Origin of the sequence: Pseudomonas fluorescens (assembly GCF_041354075.1) — a bacterium.
In the GTDB taxonomy this organism is placed as follows: domain Bacteria; phylum Pseudomonadota; class Gammaproteobacteria; order Pseudomonadales; family Pseudomonadaceae; genus Aquipseudomonas; species Aquipseudomonas fluorescens_CE.
Map to the genome: position 1 here is coordinate 65477 of NZ_JARZGC010000006.1, position 19531 is coordinate 85007.

Annotated in this window: 19 protein-coding genes; 12 read left to right on the forward strand and 7 right to left on the reverse strand. The window is 60.3% G+C overall.

Features of this window, described 5'->3' with window-relative positions; genetic code table 11:
- Positions 1–6: 6 nt before the first annotated feature.
- The 11 genes from nuoI (at position 7) to QIW53_RS09775 (ending at position 9787) form a co-directional block, all read left to right on the forward strand.
- On the forward strand, positions 7–552 hold the full coding sequence (nuoI, locus tag QIW53_RS09725; protein WP_201190678.1) for an NADH-quinone oxidoreductase subunit NuoI: 546 nt from the start codon (positions 7–9) through the stop codon (positions 550–552).
- 9 nt (positions 553–561) lie between these two features.
- Complete coding sequence (nuoJ, locus tag QIW53_RS09730) at positions 562–1065, forward strand: NADH-quinone oxidoreductase subunit J (RefSeq protein WP_371049450.1); 504 nt, start codon at positions 562–564, stop codon at positions 1063–1065.
- A gap of 2 nt (positions 1066–1067) precedes the next feature.
- Positions 1068–1376, forward strand: a complete 309-nt coding sequence (gene nuoK / locus QIW53_RS09735; protein ID WP_007940879.1) for an NADH-quinone oxidoreductase subunit NuoK — start codon at positions 1068–1070, stop codon at positions 1374–1376.
- Complete coding sequence (nuoL, locus tag QIW53_RS09740; RefSeq protein ID WP_371049451.1) at positions 1373–3226, forward strand: NADH-quinone oxidoreductase subunit L; 1854 nt, start codon at positions 1373–1375, stop codon at positions 3224–3226. Before nuoK ends, nuoL begins: the two co-directional genes overlap by 4 nt.
- A 40-nt stretch (positions 3227–3266) precedes the next feature.
- A complete protein-coding gene (gene nuoM, locus QIW53_RS09745) occupies positions 3267–4799 on the forward strand; it encodes an NADH-quinone oxidoreductase subunit M (RefSeq protein ID WP_371049452.1) in 1533 nt (510 codons plus the stop codon).
- A gap of 7 nt (positions 4800–4806) precedes the next feature.
- Positions 4807–6270 (forward strand): NADH-quinone oxidoreductase subunit NuoN, encoded by a 1464-nt coding sequence (gene nuoN / locus QIW53_RS09750; protein ID WP_371049453.1) that lies wholly within the window; start codon positions 4807–4809, stop codon positions 6268–6270.
- Positions 6271–6470: 200 nt separating this feature from the next.
- Positions 6471–6905: a type II toxin-antitoxin system Phd/YefM family antitoxin gene (locus QIW53_RS09755; protein ID WP_371049454.1), complete on the forward strand. Its 435-nt coding sequence runs from the start codon at positions 6471–6473 to the stop codon at positions 6903–6905.
- The gene (locus tag QIW53_RS09760; protein ID WP_371049455.1) at positions 6902–7279 is read left to right on the forward strand and encodes a type II toxin-antitoxin system VapC family toxin; all 378 of its coding nucleotides are present in this window, start codon (positions 6902–6904) and stop codon (positions 7277–7279) included. Before QIW53_RS09755 ends, QIW53_RS09760 begins: the two co-directional genes overlap by 4 nt.
- Positions 7280–7541: 262 nt before the next feature.
- The gene (locus QIW53_RS09765; RefSeq protein WP_371049670.1) at positions 7542–7892 is read left to right on the forward strand and encodes a toxin; all 351 of its coding nucleotides are present in this window, start codon (positions 7542–7544) and stop codon (positions 7890–7892) included.
- On the forward strand, positions 7882–8196 hold the full coding sequence (locus QIW53_RS09770) for a helix-turn-helix domain-containing protein (RefSeq protein WP_371049456.1): 315 nt from the start codon (positions 7882–7884) through the stop codon (positions 8194–8196). The genes QIW53_RS09765 and QIW53_RS09770 overlap by 11 nt, the downstream gene beginning before the upstream one ends.
- Positions 8197–8920: 724 nt before the next feature.
- Entirely contained in the window at positions 8921–9787 is an 867-nt protein-coding gene (locus QIW53_RS09775) for an alpha/beta fold hydrolase (protein ID WP_371049457.1), read from the forward strand.
- A 44-nt stretch (positions 9788–9831) separates the two neighbouring features.
- Here the strand turns inward: QIW53_RS09775 and QIW53_RS09780 are convergent, their stop codons facing one another.
- From QIW53_RS09780 to QIW53_RS09805, 6 genes are read right to left on the reverse strand one after another with little or no spacing between them, the layout of a single operon-like run.
- Positions 9832–11574 carry an ABC transporter substrate-binding protein gene (locus QIW53_RS09780; protein ID WP_371049458.1) on the reverse strand — a complete coding sequence of 581 codons (1743 nt, stop codon included), beginning with the start codon at positions 11572–11574 and terminating at the stop codon, positions 9832–9834.
- 47 nt (positions 11575–11621) lie between these two features.
- Positions 11622–11894: a DUF2160 domain-containing protein gene (locus QIW53_RS09785; RefSeq protein ID WP_371049459.1), complete on the reverse strand. Its 273-nt coding sequence runs from the start codon at positions 11892–11894 to the stop codon at positions 11622–11624.
- Between the two features lie 10 nt (positions 11895–11904).
- Entirely contained in the window at positions 11905–12705 is an 801-nt protein-coding gene (locus tag QIW53_RS09790; RefSeq protein WP_371049460.1) for a carbohydrate ABC transporter permease, read from the reverse strand.
- A gap of 10 nt (positions 12706–12715) precedes the next feature.
- Positions 12716–13582, reverse strand: coding sequence for a carbohydrate ABC transporter permease (locus tag QIW53_RS09795; RefSeq protein ID WP_371049461.1), 867 nt, complete (start codon positions 13580–13582; stop codon positions 12716–12718).
- Complete coding sequence (locus QIW53_RS09800) at positions 13579–14694, reverse strand: ABC transporter ATP-binding protein (protein ID WP_371049462.1); 1116 nt, start codon at positions 14692–14694, stop codon at positions 13579–13581. The genes QIW53_RS09795 and QIW53_RS09800 overlap by 4 nt, the downstream gene beginning before the upstream one ends.
- Complete coding sequence (locus tag QIW53_RS09805; RefSeq protein WP_371049463.1) at positions 14694–15788, reverse strand: ABC transporter ATP-binding protein; 1095 nt, start codon at positions 15786–15788, stop codon at positions 14694–14696. The genes QIW53_RS09800 and QIW53_RS09805 overlap by 1 nt, the downstream gene beginning before the upstream one ends.
- Before the next feature lie 324 nt (positions 15789–16112).
- On the opposite strand from QIW53_RS09805, the gene QIW53_RS09810 reads away from it, so the two are divergent.
- Positions 16113–17960 carry a sigma-54-dependent Fis family transcriptional regulator gene (locus QIW53_RS09810; RefSeq protein WP_371049464.1) on the forward strand — a complete coding sequence of 616 codons (1848 nt, stop codon included), beginning with the start codon at positions 16113–16115 and terminating at the stop codon, positions 17958–17960.
- 171 nt (positions 17961–18131) lie between these two features.
- Here the strand turns inward: QIW53_RS09810 and cysS are convergent, their stop codons facing one another.
- On the reverse strand, positions 18132–19514 hold the full coding sequence (gene cysS, locus QIW53_RS09815) for a cysteine--tRNA ligase (protein WP_371049465.1): 1383 nt from the start codon (positions 19512–19514) through the stop codon (positions 18132–18134).
- Between the last annotated feature and the right edge of the window lie 17 nt (positions 19515–19531).

The window sequence follows — 19531 nt, forward strand, 5'->3', positions numbered from 1 at the left end:
AGAATCATGAAGTACATTTTTGACATCGTGCATGGCCTCTACACCCAGCTTCGCAGCCTGGTGATGATTTTCGGCCACGCCTTCCGCAAGCGCGACACGTTGCAGTACCCGGAAGAACCGGTCTACCTGCCGCCGCGCTACCGTGGCCGTATCGTCCTGACCCGTGACCCCGATGGTGAAGAGCGTTGCGTAGCCTGCAACCTGTGCGCCGTGGCCTGTCCGGTCGGGTGCATCTCGCTGCAGAAAGCTGAAACCGAAGACGGTCGCTGGTACCCGGACTTCTTCCGCATCAACTTCTCGCGCTGCATTTTCTGCGGCCTCTGCGAGGAAGCCTGCCCGACCACCGCGATCCAGCTGACACCGGATTTCGAGATGGCCGAGTTCAAACGTCAGGACCTGGTTTACGAGAAAGAAGATCTGCTGATCTCCGGCCCCGGCAAAAACCCTGATTACAACTTCTATCGTGTTGCAGGTATGGCGATTGCCGGCAAGCCAAAAGGCGCCGCGCAGAATGAAGCCGAACCGATCAACGTGAAGAGCTTGCTGCCTTAAGGAAGACAGATGGAATTCGCTTTCTATTTCGCATCGGGTATCGCTGTGGTCTCCACGCTTCGCGTGGTCACCCACACCAACCCCGTGCACGCCCTGCTCTACCTGATCATTTCGCTGATCGCCGTGGCCATGACGTTCTTCGCCCTCGGCGCACCGTTTGCCGGTGTCCTGGAAGTGATCGCCTACGCTGGCGCCATCATGGTGCTGTTCGTGTTCGTGGTCATGATGCTGAACCTGGGCCCGGCCTCGGTGCAGCAGGAACGCGTCTGGCTCAAGCCCGGTATCTGGGGTGGGCCGGTGGTGCTCGCCACGCTGCTGCTGGTGGAACTGCTGTACGTGCTGTTCTCTCACCAGAGCGGCCAGGCCATCGGCCATACCACCGTAGACGCCAAGGCCGTGGGCATCAGCCTGTTCGGCCCTTACCTGCTGGTGGTCGAACTCGCCTCGATGCTGCTGCTCGCCGCAGCCGTCACGGCGTTCCACCTGGGCCGCAACGAAGCCAAGGAGCAATGACGATGCCTGCTATCCCTTTGGAGCATGGTCTGGCGGTCGCCGGCATCCTGTTCTGCCTCGGCCTGGTCGGCCTGATGGTGCGCCGCAACATTCTTTTCGTGCTGATGAGCCTGGAGGTCATGATGAACGCCTCCGCCCTGGCATTCATCGTTGCCGGTAGCCGCTGGGCACAGCCGGATGGACAGATCATGTTCATCCTGGTGATCAGCCTGGCAGCCGCCGAGGCCAGTATCGGCCTGGCGATCCTGTTGCAGCTGTATCGCCGCTTCCACACGCTCGATATCGACGCTGCCAGTGAGATGCGCGGATGAACCTACTCTTTCTGACTTTCGTATTCCCTCTCATTGGTTTCCTGCTGCTGTCGTTCTCCCGTGGACGCTTCTCGGAAAACCTCGCCGCCCTGATCGGCGTCGGTTCGGTCGGCCTGTCGGCGATCGTCACCGCCTACGTGATCTGGCAATTCAATGTCGCCCCGCCTGAAGGCGGTCACTACACCCAGGTGTTGTGGCAGTGGATGGCGGTTGAAGGCTTCACGCCGAACTTCGCGCTGTACCTGGATGGCCTGTCCGTGACCATGCTCGGTGTGGTGGTGGGCGTGGGCTTCCTGATCCACCTGTTCGCGTCCTGGTACATGCGCGGTGAAGACGGCTACTCGCGCTTCTTCGCCTACACCAACCTGTTCATCGCCAGCATGCTGTTCCTGATCCTGGGCGATAACCTGTTGTTCCTGTACTTCGGCTGGGAAGGCGTGGGCCTGTGCTCGTACCTGTTGATCGGTTTCTACTACAGCAACCGCAACAACGGCAACGCGGCACTCAAGGCCTTCATCGTCACCCGGATCGGCGACGTGTTCATGGCCATCGGCCTGTTCATCCTGTTCGTGCAGCTGGGTACGCTCAACGTCCAGGAGCTGCTGGTGCTGGCGCCGCAGAAATTCCAGGCCGGTGACTTCTGGATGGTGCTGGCGACCCTGATGCTGCTGGGTGGCGCTGTCGGTAAATCCGCACAACTGCCGCTGCAGACCTGGCTGGCGGATGCGATGGCCGGTCCTACCCCGGTGTCGGCACTGATCCACGCCGCGACCATGGTGACTGCGGGCGTCTACCTGATTGCCCGTACTCACGGTCTGTTCAGCCTGGCGCCGGAGATCCTGCACCTGGTGGGCATCGTCGGTGGCGTGACCCTGGTCCTGGCCGGCTTTGCCGCGCTGGTGCAGACCGACATCAAGCGGATCCTCGCCTACTCGACCATGAGCCAGATCGGCTACATGTTCCTGGCGCTGGGCGTCGGTGCCTGGGACGGTGCGATTTTCCACCTGATGACCCACGCCTTCTTCAAGGCCCTGCTGTTCCTTGCCTCCGGTGCGGTGATCGTTGCCTGCCACCACGAGCAGAACATCTTCAAGATGGGCGGCCTGTGGAAGAAACTGCCACTGGCCTACGCCAGCTTCATCGTCGGCGGCGCGGCCCTCGCGGCCCTGCCACTGGTCACCGCAGGCTTCTACTCCAAGGACGAGATCCTCTGGGAAGCGTTCGCCAGCGGCAACCAGGGTCTGCTTTACGCAGGTCTGGTCGGCGCGTTCATGACCTCGCTGTACACCTTCCGCCTGATCTTCATCGCGTTCCACGGTGAAGCCAAGACCGAAGCCCATGCCGGCCACGGCATTGCCCACTGGTTGCCGCTGTCGGTGCTGATCGTGCTGTCGACCTTCGTCGGCGCCATGATCGCTCCGCCGCTGCACGGTGTGCTGCCGCAAAGCGTCGGCCATGCCGGCGGCGAAGCCAAGCACAGCCTGGAAATCGCCTCGGGCGCCATCGCCCTGGCCGGTATCCTGCTGGCTGCGCTGCTGTTCCTCGGCAAGCGTCGCTTTGTCACGGCCATCGCCAACAGCGGCATCGGCCGTTTCCTGTCGGCCTGGTGGTTCGCGGCATGGGGCTTCGACTGGATCTACGACAAACTGTTCGTCAAGCCATATCTGGCGATCAGCCACATCCTGCGCAAAGACCCGCTCGACCAGACCATTGGCCTGATCCCGCGCATGGCCAAAGGCGGTCACACCGCCCTGAGCCGTACCGAAACCGGTCAACTGCGTTGGTACGCGGCCTCGATGGCAGCCGGCTCCGTGCTGGTCATCGGCGCCATTGTGCTGGTAGCGGTGTGAATATGAACCTTGCGAACTTGCGAAAGGAATTGAGCCCGTCATGATTCTGCCTTGGCTAATCCTGATCCCCTTCATCGGCGGCCTGCTGTGCTGGATGGGTGAGCGCTTCGGCGCCACCCTCCCCCGCTGGATTGCGCTGTTGACCATGACCCTGGAACTCGCGCTCGGCCTCTGGCTGTGGGCCCACGGTGACTATTCATTTGCCCCGGCACCGGGTGCCGATCCGACCTGGACCCTGGAGTTCAAGCACGTCTGGATTCAGCGCTTCGGCATCAACGTGCACCTGGCCCTCGACGGCCTGTCGCTATTGATGATCCTGCTGACCGGCCTGCTGGGTATCCTCTCGGTGCTCTGCTCGTGGAAAGAGATCCAGCGTCACGTCGGTTTCTTCCACCTGAACCTGATGTGGATCCTGGGCGGTGTCGTCGGCGTGTTCCTCGCCCTCGACCTGTTCATGTTCTTCTTCTTCTGGGAAATGATGCTGGTGCCGATGTACTTCCTCATCGCGCTCTGGGGTCACAGCTCTTCGGATGGCAAGAAAACCCGGATCTACGCCGCGACCAAGTTCTTCATCTTCACCCAGGCCTCCGGCCTGATCATGCTGGTGGCGATCCTCGGTCTGGTGCTGGTCAACTTCAACAACACCGGCGTGATCACCTTCAACTACGCCGACCTGTTGAAGGTCAAGATGTCGACGACCACCGAGTACATCCTGATGCTCGGTTTCTTCATCGCCTTCGCGGTGAAACTGCCGGTCGTGCCGTTCCACTCCTGGTTGCCTGACGCTCACGCCCAGGCGCCGACCGCAGGTTCGGTCGACCTCGCCGGTATCCTGCTGAAAACGGCGGCCTACGGCCTGCTGCGTTTCGCCCTGCCGCTGTTCCCGAATGCCTCGGCAGAGTTTGCGCCGATTGCCATGACCCTCGGTCTGATCGGGATTTTCTACGGCGCCTTCCTGGCCTTCGCACAAACCGACATCAAGCGCCTGATTGCCTTCTCGTCCGTTTCCCACATGGGCTTCGTACTGATCGGCATCTACTCCGGCAGCCAACTGGCGCTGCAGGGCGCCGTGATCCAGATGCTGGCGCACGGTGTATCCGCCGCGGCACTGTTTATCCTGAGTGGTCAGTTGTACGAACGTACCCACACCCGCGACATGCGTGAAATGGGTGGCCTGTGGTCGAAGATCGCTTACCTGCCGGCCATCAGCCTGTTCTTTGCCGCCGCGTCCCTGGGCTTGCCGGGCACCGGCAACTTCGTCGGCGAGTTCCTGATCCTGATCGGCACCTTCGCCGCCTCGCCATGGATCACCGCGATCGCGACGTCCGGTCTGGTATTCGGTTCGGTCTACTCGCTGATCATGATTCACCGTGCGTACTTCGGCCCGTCCAAATCGGACGCGGTGCTGCACGGCATGGATGCTCGCGAACTGATCATGGTGGTCGGTCTGGCGGTGCTGCTGATCTACATCGGCGTCTACCCGCAACCGTTCCTCGACACCTCTGCTGCGACGATGCATGGCGTGCAGCAATGGCTCGGCACCGCCTTCACTCAACTCGCTTCGGCCCGGTAAGAGCGCTATGGAATTCACGATTCAACACTTTATTGCGCTTGCGCCACTGTTGATCACCAGCCTCACCATTATCGTGGTGATGCTGGCGATCGCCTGGCGTCGCAACCACTCGCAGACCTTCCTGATTTCCGTGGCGGGTCTGAACCTGGCGTTGCTGTCGATCCTGCCGGCACTGAAAGTCGCGCCCCTGGCCGTGACCCCCTTGCTGCAAGTCGACACCTTTGCCTGCCTGTACATGGCGCTGATCCTGGTCGCCACCCTCGCCTGCGTCACCCTCGCCCACGCCTACCTCGGTGATGGCGGTTCGGGCTACCCGGGCAACCGCGAAGAACTGTACCTGCTGATCCTGATGGCCGCCGCCGGTGGCCTGGTTCTGGTCAGCGCGCAGCACCTGGCCGGCTTGTTCATCGGTCTGGAGTTGCTGTCGGTTCCGGTCTACGGCCTGGTGGCCTATGCCTTCTTCAACAAGCGTTCGCTGGAAGCCGGTATCAAGTACATGGTGCTGTCCGCCGCCGGCTCCGCGTTCCTGTTGTTCGGTATGGCCCTGCTCTACGCTGACGCCGGTTCCCTGAGCTTCGTCGGCATTGGCCAGGCCCTGGCGGCCACCGGGCTGCCGAGTGCACTGGCGCAACTGGGCCTGGGCATGATGCTGATCGGCCTGGCGTTCAAGCTGTCGCTGGTACCGTTCCACCTGTGGACGCCGGACGTGTATGAAGGTGCTCCGGCACCGGTCGCCGCGTTCCTGGCAACCGCCTCGAAAGTCGCCGTGTTCGCGGTGATGGTGCGCCTGTTCCAGCTCTCGCCTGCCGCCAGCAGTGGCGTGCTCAGCGACGTGCTGAGCGTCATTGCTGTGGTCTCGATCCTGTTCGGTAACCTGCTGGCGCTGACCCAGAGCAACCTCAAGCGTCTGCTGGGTTACTCGTCCATCGCCCACTTCGGTTACCTGCTGATCGCCCTGGTGGCAAGCAAGGGCCTGGCGGTGGAAGCCATCGGCGTGTACCTGGTCACCTACGTGATCACCAGCCTCGGTGCCTTCGGCGTGATTACCCTGATGTCGTCGCCGTACAACGGTCGCGATGCGGATGCCCTGTACGAATACCGTGGCCTGTTCTGGCGCCGTCCGTACCTGACCGCCGTCCTGACCGTGATGATGCTGTCCCTGGCCGGTATCCCGCTGACCGCAGGCTTCATCGGCAAGTTCTACATCATCGCCACCGGTGTCGAGTCGCACCAATGGTGGCTGGTGGGTTCCCTGGTACTGGGCAGCGCCATCGGCGTGTTCTACTACCTGCGTGTGATGGTCACCCTGTACCTGATCGAACCGAACCTGCGTCGCCACGACGCCCAGCTGCACTGGGAACAGAAGGCAGGCGGCGTCATGCTGCTGGCCATCGCCCTCCTGGCCTTCTTCCTCGGCTTGTACCCACAGCCATTGCTGACACTGGTTCAGCAGGCGGTACTGGCGGGTTGATCGCCTAGCGAAACACGGCAGCAAACAGAAACGGCACCTTCGGGTGCCGTTTTTTCGTTTGTGGGATTTGTTACCGTTTTCGCTCCATGGCCCCAATTCCCGAAAGCTCTCGCAGCATTGCCCGGCTTGTCCTACAGCCAATATTTAAGCGTTGGGCTTATCGTTCATGACCCCCCAGATAAGAACGAGGTCAGAACACGATGAAACGCGACATTTTTGATGAATGGGTTTGCTGCATTGATTCCGCGGCCGCCGCGCCCAACGGCAGGGAGCGCCCTTTTCGTTACACCCCCACCCGATCCGTCCAATCGTCGTTGAGTTGTAAGGAGAGCTTGCACGACTTTGCCGCCCTGGAAAAATCTGGCTATATTTGTCCAGAACCAGGGAGGCAACACATGATCATCGTTCCGTTGGCCGAAGCCAAAAACAACCTGTCCAAACTTGTCGATGACGCCGCCGCCGGGCAAATCATCACGATTGCCAAACACGGTCGCCCCATGGCTCGTCTGGTACCCGTGGAGAGGCCGCGCGGACAACGAATTGGGGCGATGAAAGGCAAGATCGTGCTAACCGATGATTTTGATTCACCCTTGCCGGATGATCTGCTGGAGGCCTTCGAAGGCCATCGACCATGAGGGTTTTGCTCGATACCCATGTCCTGCTCTGGGCACTCGCTGACGACCACAGATTATCGGACAAGGCCCGAATGCTCATCAACAACGCCGCAGAAATCTACGTCAGCGCCGCGACGTTCTGGGAGATGGCAATAAAGGTCAGCTTGGGAAAGCTGAGCGTTGACCTGGAGGAAATCCGACAACACTGCGTGGACAGTGGCTTTATCGAACTAGCCGTGTCCTTCGAACACGCTATCGCCGTGAAGGACCTGGAATACCATCATCGAGACCCGTTCGATCGCCTGATCGTGGCTGCCGCCATAACAGAGCCTATGAAACTTCTCACCGCAGACCCCATGGTCGCCAGATATACCGAATTGGCTATCCTGATTTAGGCCTCGCTTCGGCTTGCTCACTTCCCAGCTGCGTCACAAACAACAACGGCACACTGCGGTGCCGTGTTTGCGTTTGTGGATGTGTTCCTGTTTTTGCCCCTCCCCTCGCAATCTCCGAAAGCTCCCCTTACAGCAGACGAATCGTCCTACGGGCGTTTTTAGGGGCGGCGTCTACCGTTGAATTCAGGGACGAACGGTTGGGCTGGAGGCATTGACCGTTTCAATGATCGGCGCAAAACTATACGCAGTTGACGTACAGAATATGGATGCTCTTTTTGTCGAATTACCTATGTTTCACAAATATCGGGACGACTACCTGGACGACGATCTGTTTCGCAGCTTTCAGTTGGAACTGCTGAAAAACCCCGAAGCGGGTGACCTGATCGAGGGTACCGGTGGACTGCGCAAAATTCGCTTCTGCGATCAACGACGAGGCAAAGGCAAGCGTGGCGGGTTGCGGGTGATTTATTACTGGTGGTCCGGCTTCGACCAGTCCTGGTTGTTCACCGTCTATGGCAAAGATGAGCAGGATGACCTGTCGTCCTTGCAGCGAAAACGTTTAAGGCAAGCACTGAACAGCGAAATCAACACGAGATCCCACTATGAAGCGTGACATTTTTACCGAATTGATGGATGGCCTCGACGCCCTCGCTGACGAGCGCCAAGGCAAGATCACCCTGCGAACCCACAAGGTTCAGTTGCCCAAACTGATGCCCATCACCGCCGAAGAGGTTGTCGCCATCCGCCAACAGCTCAACCTTTCCCGGTCGGTGTTCGCCATGTACCTGAGGACCAACACCCGCACGCTGGAAAACTGGGAACAGGGACGGGCGACGCCCAATGCCCAGGCCACGACCCTGATCCGACTGGTCGAGCGCTTTCCGCAGACGATCGAACAACTCGCCGCACTGACTTGAATACTCCAACCCAAAGAGCATGCATCCTCGGTATTCCTGTCGGAGGAGCCTGCTGACCCGGTAGGAAAAATCGCTACGCATCCCCCCAAAAAACCGTGAACAGCGCTTCCTCCAGATTTATCCCTGCCTGTCGCTGAAAATTCCCACGTGTGATTCGCCAAATTCGTTGAAGACTCGCGGTTATCGACGTCGCGAGTGCCCAGTTTTGCGAATCAATATCGTCAATCGCCGTTTCGTGTGTACGTTTTTCCGCTTCCCTCAAACGCAGAATTGACACTTCCGGACACTTTTGACCGGGCAACTTGCGGTTAATACAGTTGCTCCGTGGTTGATTGAGCACGTCATTCAACAACAGGAAAATTCGGCCTGAAAGCGCGGACTTGTTCGCAAAGTCGCACGAACGCCGCAGGGAATCATCCACCCAGCGTCATCGTTGGCGATCCTCGCGGACAAGTCCGCTCCTACAGGGAGCCCGTCGCTGTTTTTCAAGGGATTGAACCATGGACAGTTTTACCTGTGCGCAACGAGAACTCACCCTGGAACAGGCCAGACAAAGGGTTCAAGCCGAACTGGAGACCTTGGGTCCGGGCAGGCACCTGGCCGACACACTCGCAGATCGCCAGTCTCCGGGATCAGACCGTTCGGCAACCATGATCGAGCCCGCAGTCCGCCATCATGGGGCGGCAGAACTGTTTCAGTTCTACCGACTGCGAGTGCCCGAGCCATGCTGACTCACGGCTACTACCCGACCGATGACGGCCATCAGATCTACTGGGAACGCTGCGGCACACCGGGCGGCGAACCGATTTTCTTTCTCCATGGCGGACCGGGCAGCAGCACTCAGCGCCATCATCTGGAGTTTTTCGATCCGCAGCGTTTCGACATTGTTTTCTTCGATCAACGGGGCTGCGGCCGCTCGTTTCCCCACGGCGAACGCGAGCGTAACGACACGGGGCATTGCGTCGAAGACATCGAATGCCTGCGTCAGCACCTGGGCTTCGAAAGAATCAGCCTGCTGGGCGTCTCCTGGGGCACCTGGCTGGCCATTCAATACCAGCAACGCTATCCCCAGGCGGTGTTGAAGACCACATTGGCCTCGTTGTTCGTACCCTTTGCGCAAAACGTCAGCGCCTACGACGCCAACTTGTCCAACGCCCTGGGTGCCATCCATCACGCGACGTGCGCCAGCACTGCCGCCGCCATCTACCAGGTGCTCAATCACGGTTGTGCCCTGCAACAGCGCCATGCGGCGCTGCACTGGATACGGGCGTCGCTGTACCTGAGCGGGCAATCGATGTCGCCCCGCGCCTTGGCCAGCTTCGTCGACGAGGAAGCCGTGCGTGCCATCCGCGTGGAATTGCATTACCACCTCAACGACTATTTTTTCACCCGCGCGAACGAAGTGCTTTGCGTCGATGCCAACACACTCGTGATCCAGGGCACCCGCGATGAACTCGGCATGGCCAGCGTGCGCTGGCTGCGGCGCCGTCACCCGTTGCAGTTCCGGCTGTTCGATGCGGGCCACGATGCCTTCGAGCCGTCGATTCTGAAGGCGGTGCGCCAAGCGCTGAAGCGTGAAAGTGTGGGTTAAAAAAACGGCACCCGAAGGTGCCGTTCTGCAGGGTTGAGCTGATATTACTTGCGCGCATCCGCCCAGGATTTCAGCAGTTCGTTGTAGTTCACGGTTTCGCCCTGAGGTTTTTCGTTCGCCAGTTTCGGTTTCGGTGCACCCGGTTGGTCGAACCAGTACTGCGCATCACGCTCGGGGTTCATCTTCGGCGCGCAAGTGGCTTGTGCCTTCGAGCGCTCCAGACGGGTCATGATCGCGTCCTGATCCTTGGCCAGGCCGTCCAGCGCCTGCTGCGGGGTTTTCTCGCCGCTGGCCGCTTCGGCGATGTGGCTCCACCACAGTTGCGCCAGGCGTGGATAATCCGGCACGTTGGTCCCGGTCGGCGACCATTGCACACGGGCCGGGCTGCGGTAGAACTCCACCAGGCCACCGAGTTTCGGCGCCAGGTCGGTCATCGCCTGCGAGTTGATGTCCGACTCGCGGATCGGCGTCAGACCCACGATGGTTTTCTTCAGCGACACGGTTTTCGAGGTCACGAACTGCGCATACAGCCAGGCCGCCAGTTTCTGCTTCTCAGGCGTGGACTTCATGAACGTCCAGGAACCCACATCCTGATACCCCAGCTTCATGCCCTCTTCCCAGTACGGCCCCTTCGGCGAAGGTGCCATGCGCCACTTCGGCGTGCCATCGGCGTTCATCACCGCCAAACCCGGCTTGGTCATGTCGGCGGTGAACGCGGTGTACCAGAAGATCTGCTGGGCAATGTTGCCCTGGGAAGGCACGGGGCCCGATTCGGAGAAGGTCATGCCCGCCGCTTCCGGCGGCGCATATTTTTTCAACCAGTCCACGTATTTGGTGGTCGCGAACACCGCCGCCGGACCATTGGTATCGCCCCCCCGCGTCACGCTGGAACCCACGGGGTGGCAGTCCTCGACGCGGATGCCCCACTCGTCCACCGGCAGACCATTGGGCAGGCCCTTGTCGCCACCCCCGGCCATGGAGAACCAGGCATCGGTGAAGCGCCAGCCCAGGGACGGGTCTTTCTTGCCGTAGTCCATGTGCCCGTAGACGCGCTTGCCGTCGATTTCCTTGACGTCCTCGCTGAAGAACTTGGCGATGTCTTCATAGGCCGACCAGTTCACCGGCACGCCCAGTTCATAGCCGTACTTTTCCTTGAACTTGGCCTTGAGGTCGGCGCGCTCGAACCAGTCGGCGCGGAACCAGTACAGGTTGGCGAACTGCTGGTCGGGCAGTTGATAGATCTTGCCGTCAGGCGCGGTGGTGAACGAAATGCCGATGAAATCCTTGAGGTCCAGGGTCGGCGAGGTGAAGTTCTTGCCCTCGTTGGCCATCAGGTCGGTGATCGACTCGGTCTTGCCGTAGCGAAAGTGCGTACCGATCAGGTCCGAGTCGTTGACCCAACCGTCATAGATGCTCTTGTCGGACTGCATCACGGTCTGCAGCTTCTCCACCACGTCGCCTTCCTGCAACAGGTCGTGGGTCAGCTTGATCCCGGTGATCTCGCTGAAGGCCTTGGCCAGCACCTTGGACTCGTATTCGTGGGTGGCGATGGTTTCCGAGACCACCTTGATGTTCATCCCGCGAAACGGCTCGGCCGCCTTGATGAACCACTTCAACTCCTCCAACTGCTGCTCGGCCGTCAGGGTGGACGGCTTGAATTCGCTTCCAATCCATTTCTTCGCCGCATCCTCGTAGGCATCGGCCCACGCCGAAGCGCTCAAACCGCTGAGTGCCAGCATGGCTGCCAATGAAATGCTATGTCGCAGCTTATTGTTTTTGTCGAACATAGAGACCTCCTGTTTAGATTTCGGAGCAACATTGCCGAGCGATTCGACTAGCCCCAACGCATCACAGCCAACAGCCACACCAGGGACAACGCGAACGCCACCCAGATGCTCCAGTCGGTTACGCCGATGACCAGCAAATGCAGGTAGGCGCTGCCGAGAAGACCGATGAACAAACGATCGCCACGGGTGGTGGCAATCGGTAAAAAACCACGGCGAAGGACGCTTGGCGAACGCAGCTCCCAGGTCGTCATGACCACCAGGATCAACGCGATCACACTGAAGAATGCCGCCGTCGGGACGGTCCAGCTCATCCATTCCATCATCAGCTCCTCATACCCGGCCCAAGGCAAAGCCCTTGGCCACATGGTTACGGACAAACCAGATCACCAGCATGCCGGGCAGGATGGTCAACACCCCCGCCGCCGCCAGCACCCCCCAGTCGATACCGGACGCAGACACCGTGCGGGTCATGACCGCCGCGATCGGCTTGGCATTCACCGACGTCAGGGTGCGCGCCAGCAACAATTCGACCCAGGAGAACATGAAGCAGAAAAACGCCGTTACGCCGATGCCGGAGCCGATCAGAGGGATGAAGATCTTCACGAAGAATTTTGGAAAGCTGTAGCCATCGATGTAGGCGGTTTCGTCGATTTCCTTGGGCACACCGGACATGAAGCCTTCAAGAATCCACACCGCCAGGGGCACGTTGAACAGGCAGTGCGCCAACGCCACGGCGATATGGGTGTCGAACAGGCCAATCGAAGAATACAGTTGGAAAAACGGCAGCAGGAACACCGCCGGTGGCGCCATGCGGTTGGTCAACAGCCAGAAGAACAGGTGCTTGTCGCCCAGGAAGCGGTAGCGCGAGAACGCATAGGCCGCCGGCAACGCCACGCTCAGGGAAATGATCGTGTTCAGGGTCACGTAGTAGGCCGAGTTGATGTAACCGGTGTACCAGCTCGGGTCGGTGAAGATCACCTTGTAGTTGGCCAGGGTGAAATCCTGTGGGAACAGCGTCAGGCCACCCAGGATTTCAGTGTTGCTCTTGAACGACATGTTCAACAGCCAGTAGATCGGCACCAGCACGAACAGGATGTACAACAGCAACGGAATCAGCTTTCTTTTGCTCATGGCGCGGGCCTCAACGGTTGGCGTCAGAGTGAGTCATGGCGGTGTAGAACAGCCAGGACACCAACAGGATGATCAGGAAGTACACCAGCGAAAAGGCCGCCGCCGGCCCCAGGTCAAATTGCCCGACCGCCATCTGCGTCAGGGTCTGGCTGAGGAAGGTCGTGGCATTGCCCGGCCCGCCGCCCGTTAGCACGAAGGGTTCGGTGTAGATCATGAAGCTGTCCATGAAGCGCAGCATCACCGCGATCAGCAACACGCTCTTGAGCTTGGGCAACTGGATGTGCCGAAACACCGCCCAGGACGAAGCCCGGTCAATGCGCGCCGCCTGGTAATACACGTCCGGAATGGCCCGCAGACCGGAGAAACACAACAGCGCCACCAGCGATGTCCAGTGCCACACGTCCATCACCAGCACCGTGACCCAGGCGTCCATGGTGTTCGCGGCATAGTTGTAGCTGATACCCATCGCGTTGAGGGCCGAACCCAGCAGGCCGATGTCCGCCCGACCGAAGATCTGCCAGATCGTGCCGACCACGTTCCACGGGATCAGCAGCGGAATGGCCAGGACGATCAACACCACCGAGGACCAGCGGCCCTTGGTCGGCATGGTCAAGGCAATGCCGATCCCCAGCGGGATTTCGATCAGCAGCACGCAGGCCGAATAGATGAACTGGCGCAGCAATGAGTCATGCAGGCGCGGGTCGAGGAGCACCTGCTTGTACCAGTCGGCACCGACGAAGTAGCGGCTGGACTGGTCGAAGATGTCCTGAACCGAGTAGTTGACCACGGTCATCATCGGGATCACCGCACTGAACGCCACCAGCAGGAACACCGGCAGCACCAGCCACCAGGCCTTGTTGTTCTGCACCTTGTTCATGGCTGAACCTCCCCGATCGCGTGTGGTTCCAGCAGGAATTCGTCGGCATAGACCATCAGCCATTGCGCCGGAAAACTGATGTACGCCGTGCCCTCAGGCACCGGTTTGTCTTCGGCCAGGCGCACTTTCAAGGGCGCGCCGTCGAGGTTCAGGGTCATGATCTTGTAGGTGCCGAGGTCTTCGACATACACGACTTTTGCCTGCAAGGCGTCATCGAACGGCTCGTCCCAGACGTGGACGAACTCCGGTCGAATGCCGATCTTGAGGGTTTGCCAGGTGGACTCGTCGATGCGTTTCTGCATGGCTTCGGACAGCGGCAGATGGGTCGAGGCGAACCCGACGCCACCGGGCTGGCGCTGCACTTCGATCAGGTTCATCCCCGGGCTGCCAATGAAATAGCCGACAAACGTATGGCTCGGGCGCTCGAACAGCTCCCGGGGCGTGCCGAACTGCACGATCTGCCCGCCGTACATCACCGCGATCTTGTCGGCGAAGGTCGAGGCCTCCAACTGATCGTGAGTCACGTAGACCATGGTGATGTTGAACTGCTCATGGATCTGCTTGAGCTTGCGCCGCAGCTTCCACTTCAGGTGCGGGTCGATCACCGTCAGCGGCTCGTCGAACAGGATCGCCGACACGTCATCACGAACCAGCCCGCGGCCCATGGAAACCTTCTGCTTTTCGTCGGCGGTCAGGTTGCGCGCCTTTTTGCCGAGCAGGTTCTGCAGGTCCAGGACCTCGGCGATTTCCTGCACCTTGCTGTGGATTTTCGCTTCGGCCATGCCCTGGTTGCGCAGGGGGAACGCCAGGTTGTCGAACACCGTCATGGTGTCGTAGACCACCGGAAACTGGAACACCTGAGCGATGTTGCGTTTTTCCGGCGTCAGGTCGTTGACTGCCTTGCCATCGAACAACACATGACCCTGGGACGGGCTGAGCAAGCCGGAAATGATGTTGAGCAAGGTCGATTTGCCGCAGCCTGAAGGCCCGAGCAAGGCGAAGGCGCCGCCCTGCTCCCAGATGTGGTCCATCTCGCGGATCGCGTAATCCTCAGGACCACTGGGCGTGCGGGTGTAGCTGTGGGCGAGGTTCTGCAAACGGATTTCGGCCATCAGGCAACCCTCGCGATACGGCGACCGGGCGCCTGGACCAGGCGTCCCTGCGCGTCGAACACAAACAGTTTATGGGTCGGGATGTAGATGCGGATCGGCGCATCGACGTCGTATTCGTGGACCCCCGGCAGGTGCAGCACCAGCAGAAAATGCTCGTTGCGCACGTGCAGGAAGGTTTCCGAACCGCTGATCTCGGCCACCTCGACGGTCACCGCCAGTTCAAGGTCGTCATCGTTGCTGGGCACCAGCGAGATATGGCTGGGGCGCACACCGAAACGGAATTCGCCCTCGCCCACCGGGCGCAGGTCCACGTTCAGCGGAAAATGCACGAAATTGGCGAAGCTGACTTCGTTGCCGGCGATCCGCCCGGGCATCAGGTTGATCGGTGGTTCGGAGAACAGTTCGGCGGCGAGCACGGTCTGCGGCTGGTGGTACACCTCGGACGCCTTGCCGCTCTGGATGATCCGCCCTTCATGAAGAATGGTGGTGGTGCCGCCCAGCGCCAGTGCCTCATTGGGCTCGGTGGTGGCATAGACGGCAATGGTGTGCCGCGCCTTGAACAGCTCGCGCATTTCCTGGCGCAGTTCTTCGCGCAGCTTGTAATCGAGGTTGACCAGCGGCTCATCGAACAGGATCAGCTCAGCGTCCTTGACCAGTGCCCGGGCCATGGCAGTGCGCTGCTGCTGGCCACCGGAAAGTTCCAGCGGGTAGCGCTGCAGAAACTTCTCGATGCGCAGCATCTTCGCGGTTTCCAGCACTTTGCTCTGAATCTGTTCGTTGCCCATCCCGGCCTGGCGCAGGGGCGAGGCGATGTTCTCGAACACGGTCATGGTCGGGTAGTTGATGAACTGCTGATACACCATCGAGACGTTGCGCAAGCGCACCGGTCGCTGGGTGACATCAACGCCGTTCATCAGGATGCGGCCGCTGTCGGGCTTGTCCAGACCGGCCATCAGACGCATGAGGCTGGTTTTGCCGGACAGCGTGCGACCGAGCAAAACATTGAAGGATCCAGGTTCGAAACTCAGGCACGCATCATCGATCCAGGTCTGGCCCTCGACGGTACGGCTGACGTGCTCCAGGGTGAGTGACATGGCTCGGCCTTTTTATTATTGGAGTCAAGCGACCGGAGCTTAAGAGCGACTTTCGTGCCAGAAAATGCAAGTGGTTGATCTGTCTCGGAAACTCGAAAAAATGCGGAAAAAACGCGTTCGTTGCTGAACAGAAATGAACAACTTGGATTGAACATTTGAACAGCCCGGGCGTTGACAATGAACAATACTGAACAACACTCTATGGATTGTTCACACCCCCCAACGGAACATCGAAACCCCTGTAGGAGCGAGCATGCTCGCTCCTACAGGGGATTCGGGATACACCTGATAAAAACAATAAAAATGCCCCAGAGATCGACTGTCATGGCCGCACCCGCCTCGCCGCTCTCCCACGACGCCATCATCCAGGACTCATGGTCACGATGCCGCGCCTTCGGCCTCGACCACCAGAGCGCACCCGCCTTTGACCAGTTGCCGGCAGATGGCATCGCCCAGTTGCTGGAAAGCCAGCATTCACTGGTGCAGACCACGCACCAGGAGGTCCTGCCCTACTACGAGAACATCCTCAGCAACTCCAACTGCCTGATCATGCTGGCCGACAACCAGGGCCAAGTCCTGACGTCATGGGGCACCCAGCGCTTCATCGAGCCCGGCCTGAGTCGCGGGTTCAGTGCCGGCGCCAGCTGGATGGAGCGTTGCAGCGGCACCAACGCCATCGGCACCGCGCTGGCCTGCGAGCAGGCGGTGCACATCGAGCACGATGAACATTTTCTCAAGGCCAATCGCTTCATGACCGGCTCCGCCGCGCCGATCTTCGATGCCGAGCGCAAGGTGATCGCCGTACTGGATGTGTCCAGCGACAGCTACCTGCCACCGTCACACACCCTGGGCATGGTCAAGATGATGAGCCAGACCGTCGAAAACCGGCTGATCCTCAACCTGTTCCATGGCCAGCATTTTCAACTGACGTTCAACACCGGGTTGAACAACCTGGACAGCCAATGGGCCGGGTTGTTGATCTTCGATGAAACCGGCCAGGTGCTTTCGGCCAATCGCCGGGCCGACAATCTGTTGGGCATCCGTTTGTCGCGGGTCAGTGTTGAAAGCCTGTTCAAGGTGTCATTGCTGGAACTGCTGAATCAGCCGGAGGGTCTGCCTTTTGCACTGCAAACCTCGGGGCGCAACCGTTTCCAGTGCGTGTTGCGCCGGCCGAAGCAGGTGCCGATCCAGCCACGGCTGTTTTCCGACCCCAAACGCGTCGAGCAGGCTGCGACTTCGCCCGACACGATCAGCCTCACGACCCTGCACTTCGGCGACAGCCGCGTGGAAAAGGCCGTGCGCCAGGCCGAGCGCCTGCTGGAGAAGGACATTCCGTTGCTGATCCACGGCGAAACCGGCGTCGGCAAGGAAGTCTTCGTCAAGGCCCTGCATCAAGCCAGCTCGCGCAAACGACAATCGTTCATTGCCGTCAACTGCGCAGCCATCCCCGCCGAACTGGTGGAGTCCGAGCTGTTTGGCTATGAAAAAGGTGCGTTCACCGGGGCCAACCAGAAAGGCAGCATCGGCCTGATTCGCAAGGCCGACAAAGGTACGCTGTTCCTCGATGAGATTGGCGACATGCCGCTGCCGACCCAGGCGCGGCTGCTGCGGGTGTTGCAGGAGCGTTGCGTGCAACCGGTGGGCAGCAGCGAGTTGTTCGCGGTGGACATCCGCATCATCTCGGCGACCAACCGATCGCTGCGCGAACAGGTGCAGCTGGGCCGCTTTCGCGAAGACCTGTATTACCGCATCGGCGGCCTGACCCTGGAACTGCCGCCATTGCGCGAACGCAGCGACAAGCAGGCCTTGTTCAAGCGTCTGTGGGAGCAGCATCGCGAACCGACGCAATGGGCCGGTCTGAGCCGGGAGGTGATGGCGCTGTTCAGCCGCCATCCGTGGCCGGGCAACCTGCGTCAGGTCAGCAGCGTGATGCAGGTGGCGCTCGCCATGGCCGAGGAGCAACAGGTGCGACCGGAGCATTTGCCGGATGATTTTTTTGTCGATCTGGAGATGGAGCCGGTGGAGACGCCAGAGCCCCTGATGGTGGATCTGGAGGATGCCGAGGATTTGAATCGGCAGTTGCAGGCGGTGGGGGGGAATATCTCCCATTTGGCCCGGCGATTAGGGGTCAGCAGGAACACCTTGTACAAGCGGTTGCGCCAGACGGAATGACAGGTTGGCCGAAAGGACGCTTTCGAGAGCAAGCCCGCTCCCACAGGTGACAGTGATCCCTGTGGGAGCGGGCTTGCTCGCGAAGACGTCAGCCTGGGCGCCAATTCACTTGTGCCCTGCCCAAAAAACAAAACCCGCACAAGGCGGGTTTGTTTGTAGCAATGGCAGCGATCAGTCAGCCAGACGCCAGGTCGTGCCGCCCTTGCCGTCTTCCAGCACCACGCCCATGGCGGTGAGCTGGTCGCGGATGCGGTCGGATTCGGCCCAGTCCTTGCCAGCGCGCGCAGCCAGGCGTGCCGCGATCAGCGCGTCGACCTGGGCGGCGTCCACGCGCCCTTCGGCACCGGCCTGCAGGAAATCCTCGGCTTCGAGCTGCAACACACCCAGCACACCAGCCAGTTCCTTGAGGCGCGCCGCCAGACCGGCCGCCGCATCGAGATCGCTCTCGCGCAGGCGGTTGATCTCACGGACCATCTCGAACAACACGGCACAGGCTTCCGGCGTACCGAAGTCGTCGTTCATCACCTGGGTGAAGCGCTCGACGAACGCCTCGCCACCGGCAGGCGCCACGCTCGGCAGGCCTTTGAGCGCATGGTAGAAACGCTCGAGTGCGCCCTTGGCGTCCTTGAGGTTGTCTTCCGAGTAGTTGATCGCGCTGCGATAGTGGCTCGACACCAGCAGGTAACGCACGACTTCCGGGTGGTACTTTTCCAGCACGTCGCGAATGGTGAAGAAGTTGTTCAAGGACTTGGACATCTTCTCGCCATTGATGCGAATCATGCCGCAATGCATCCACGCGTTGGCGTAGGTCTTGCCGGTGGCCGCTTCGCTCTGGGCGATTTCGTTCTCGTGGTGCGGGAACTCCAGATCGCTGCCACCGCCATGGATGTCGAAGGTCTCGCCCAGGCAGCAGGTGGACATCACCGAGCACTCGATGTGCCAGCCCGGACGACCGTCGCCCCACGGCGAGGGCCAGCTCGGCTCGCCCGGCTTGGCGCCTTTCCACAGCACGAAGTCCAGCGGGTCCTGCTTGGACTCATCGACTTCAATGCGCGCGCCGATGCGCAGGTCTTCGATCTTCTTGCGCGACAGCTTGCCGTAGCCCATGAACTTGGCGACGCGGTAGTACACGTCGCCATTGCCCGGGGCGTAGGCGTAACCCTTGTCGATCAGGGTCTGGATCATCGCGTGCATGCCGGGAATGTGCCCGGTGGCGCGCGGCTCCATGTCCGGCTTCTGGATGTTCAGGCGCGCTTCGTCTTCGTGCATCGCCGCGATCATGCGCTCGGTCAAGGCTTCGAACGACTCGCCGTTCTCGTTGGCCCGATTGATGATCTTGTCGTCAATGTCGGTGATGTTGCGCACATAGGTCAGGTCGTAGCCGCTGAACCGCAACCAGCGGGTCACCAGGTCGAACGCGACCATGCTGCGGCCATGGCCCAGGTGGCAGTAGTCGTACACGGTCATCCCGCAGACATACATGCGCACCTTGTTGCCATCCAGCGGCTTGAAGACTTCTTTGCTCTTGGTGAGCGTGTTGTAGATCGAAAGCACGTCAGAGGTTCCTTGAA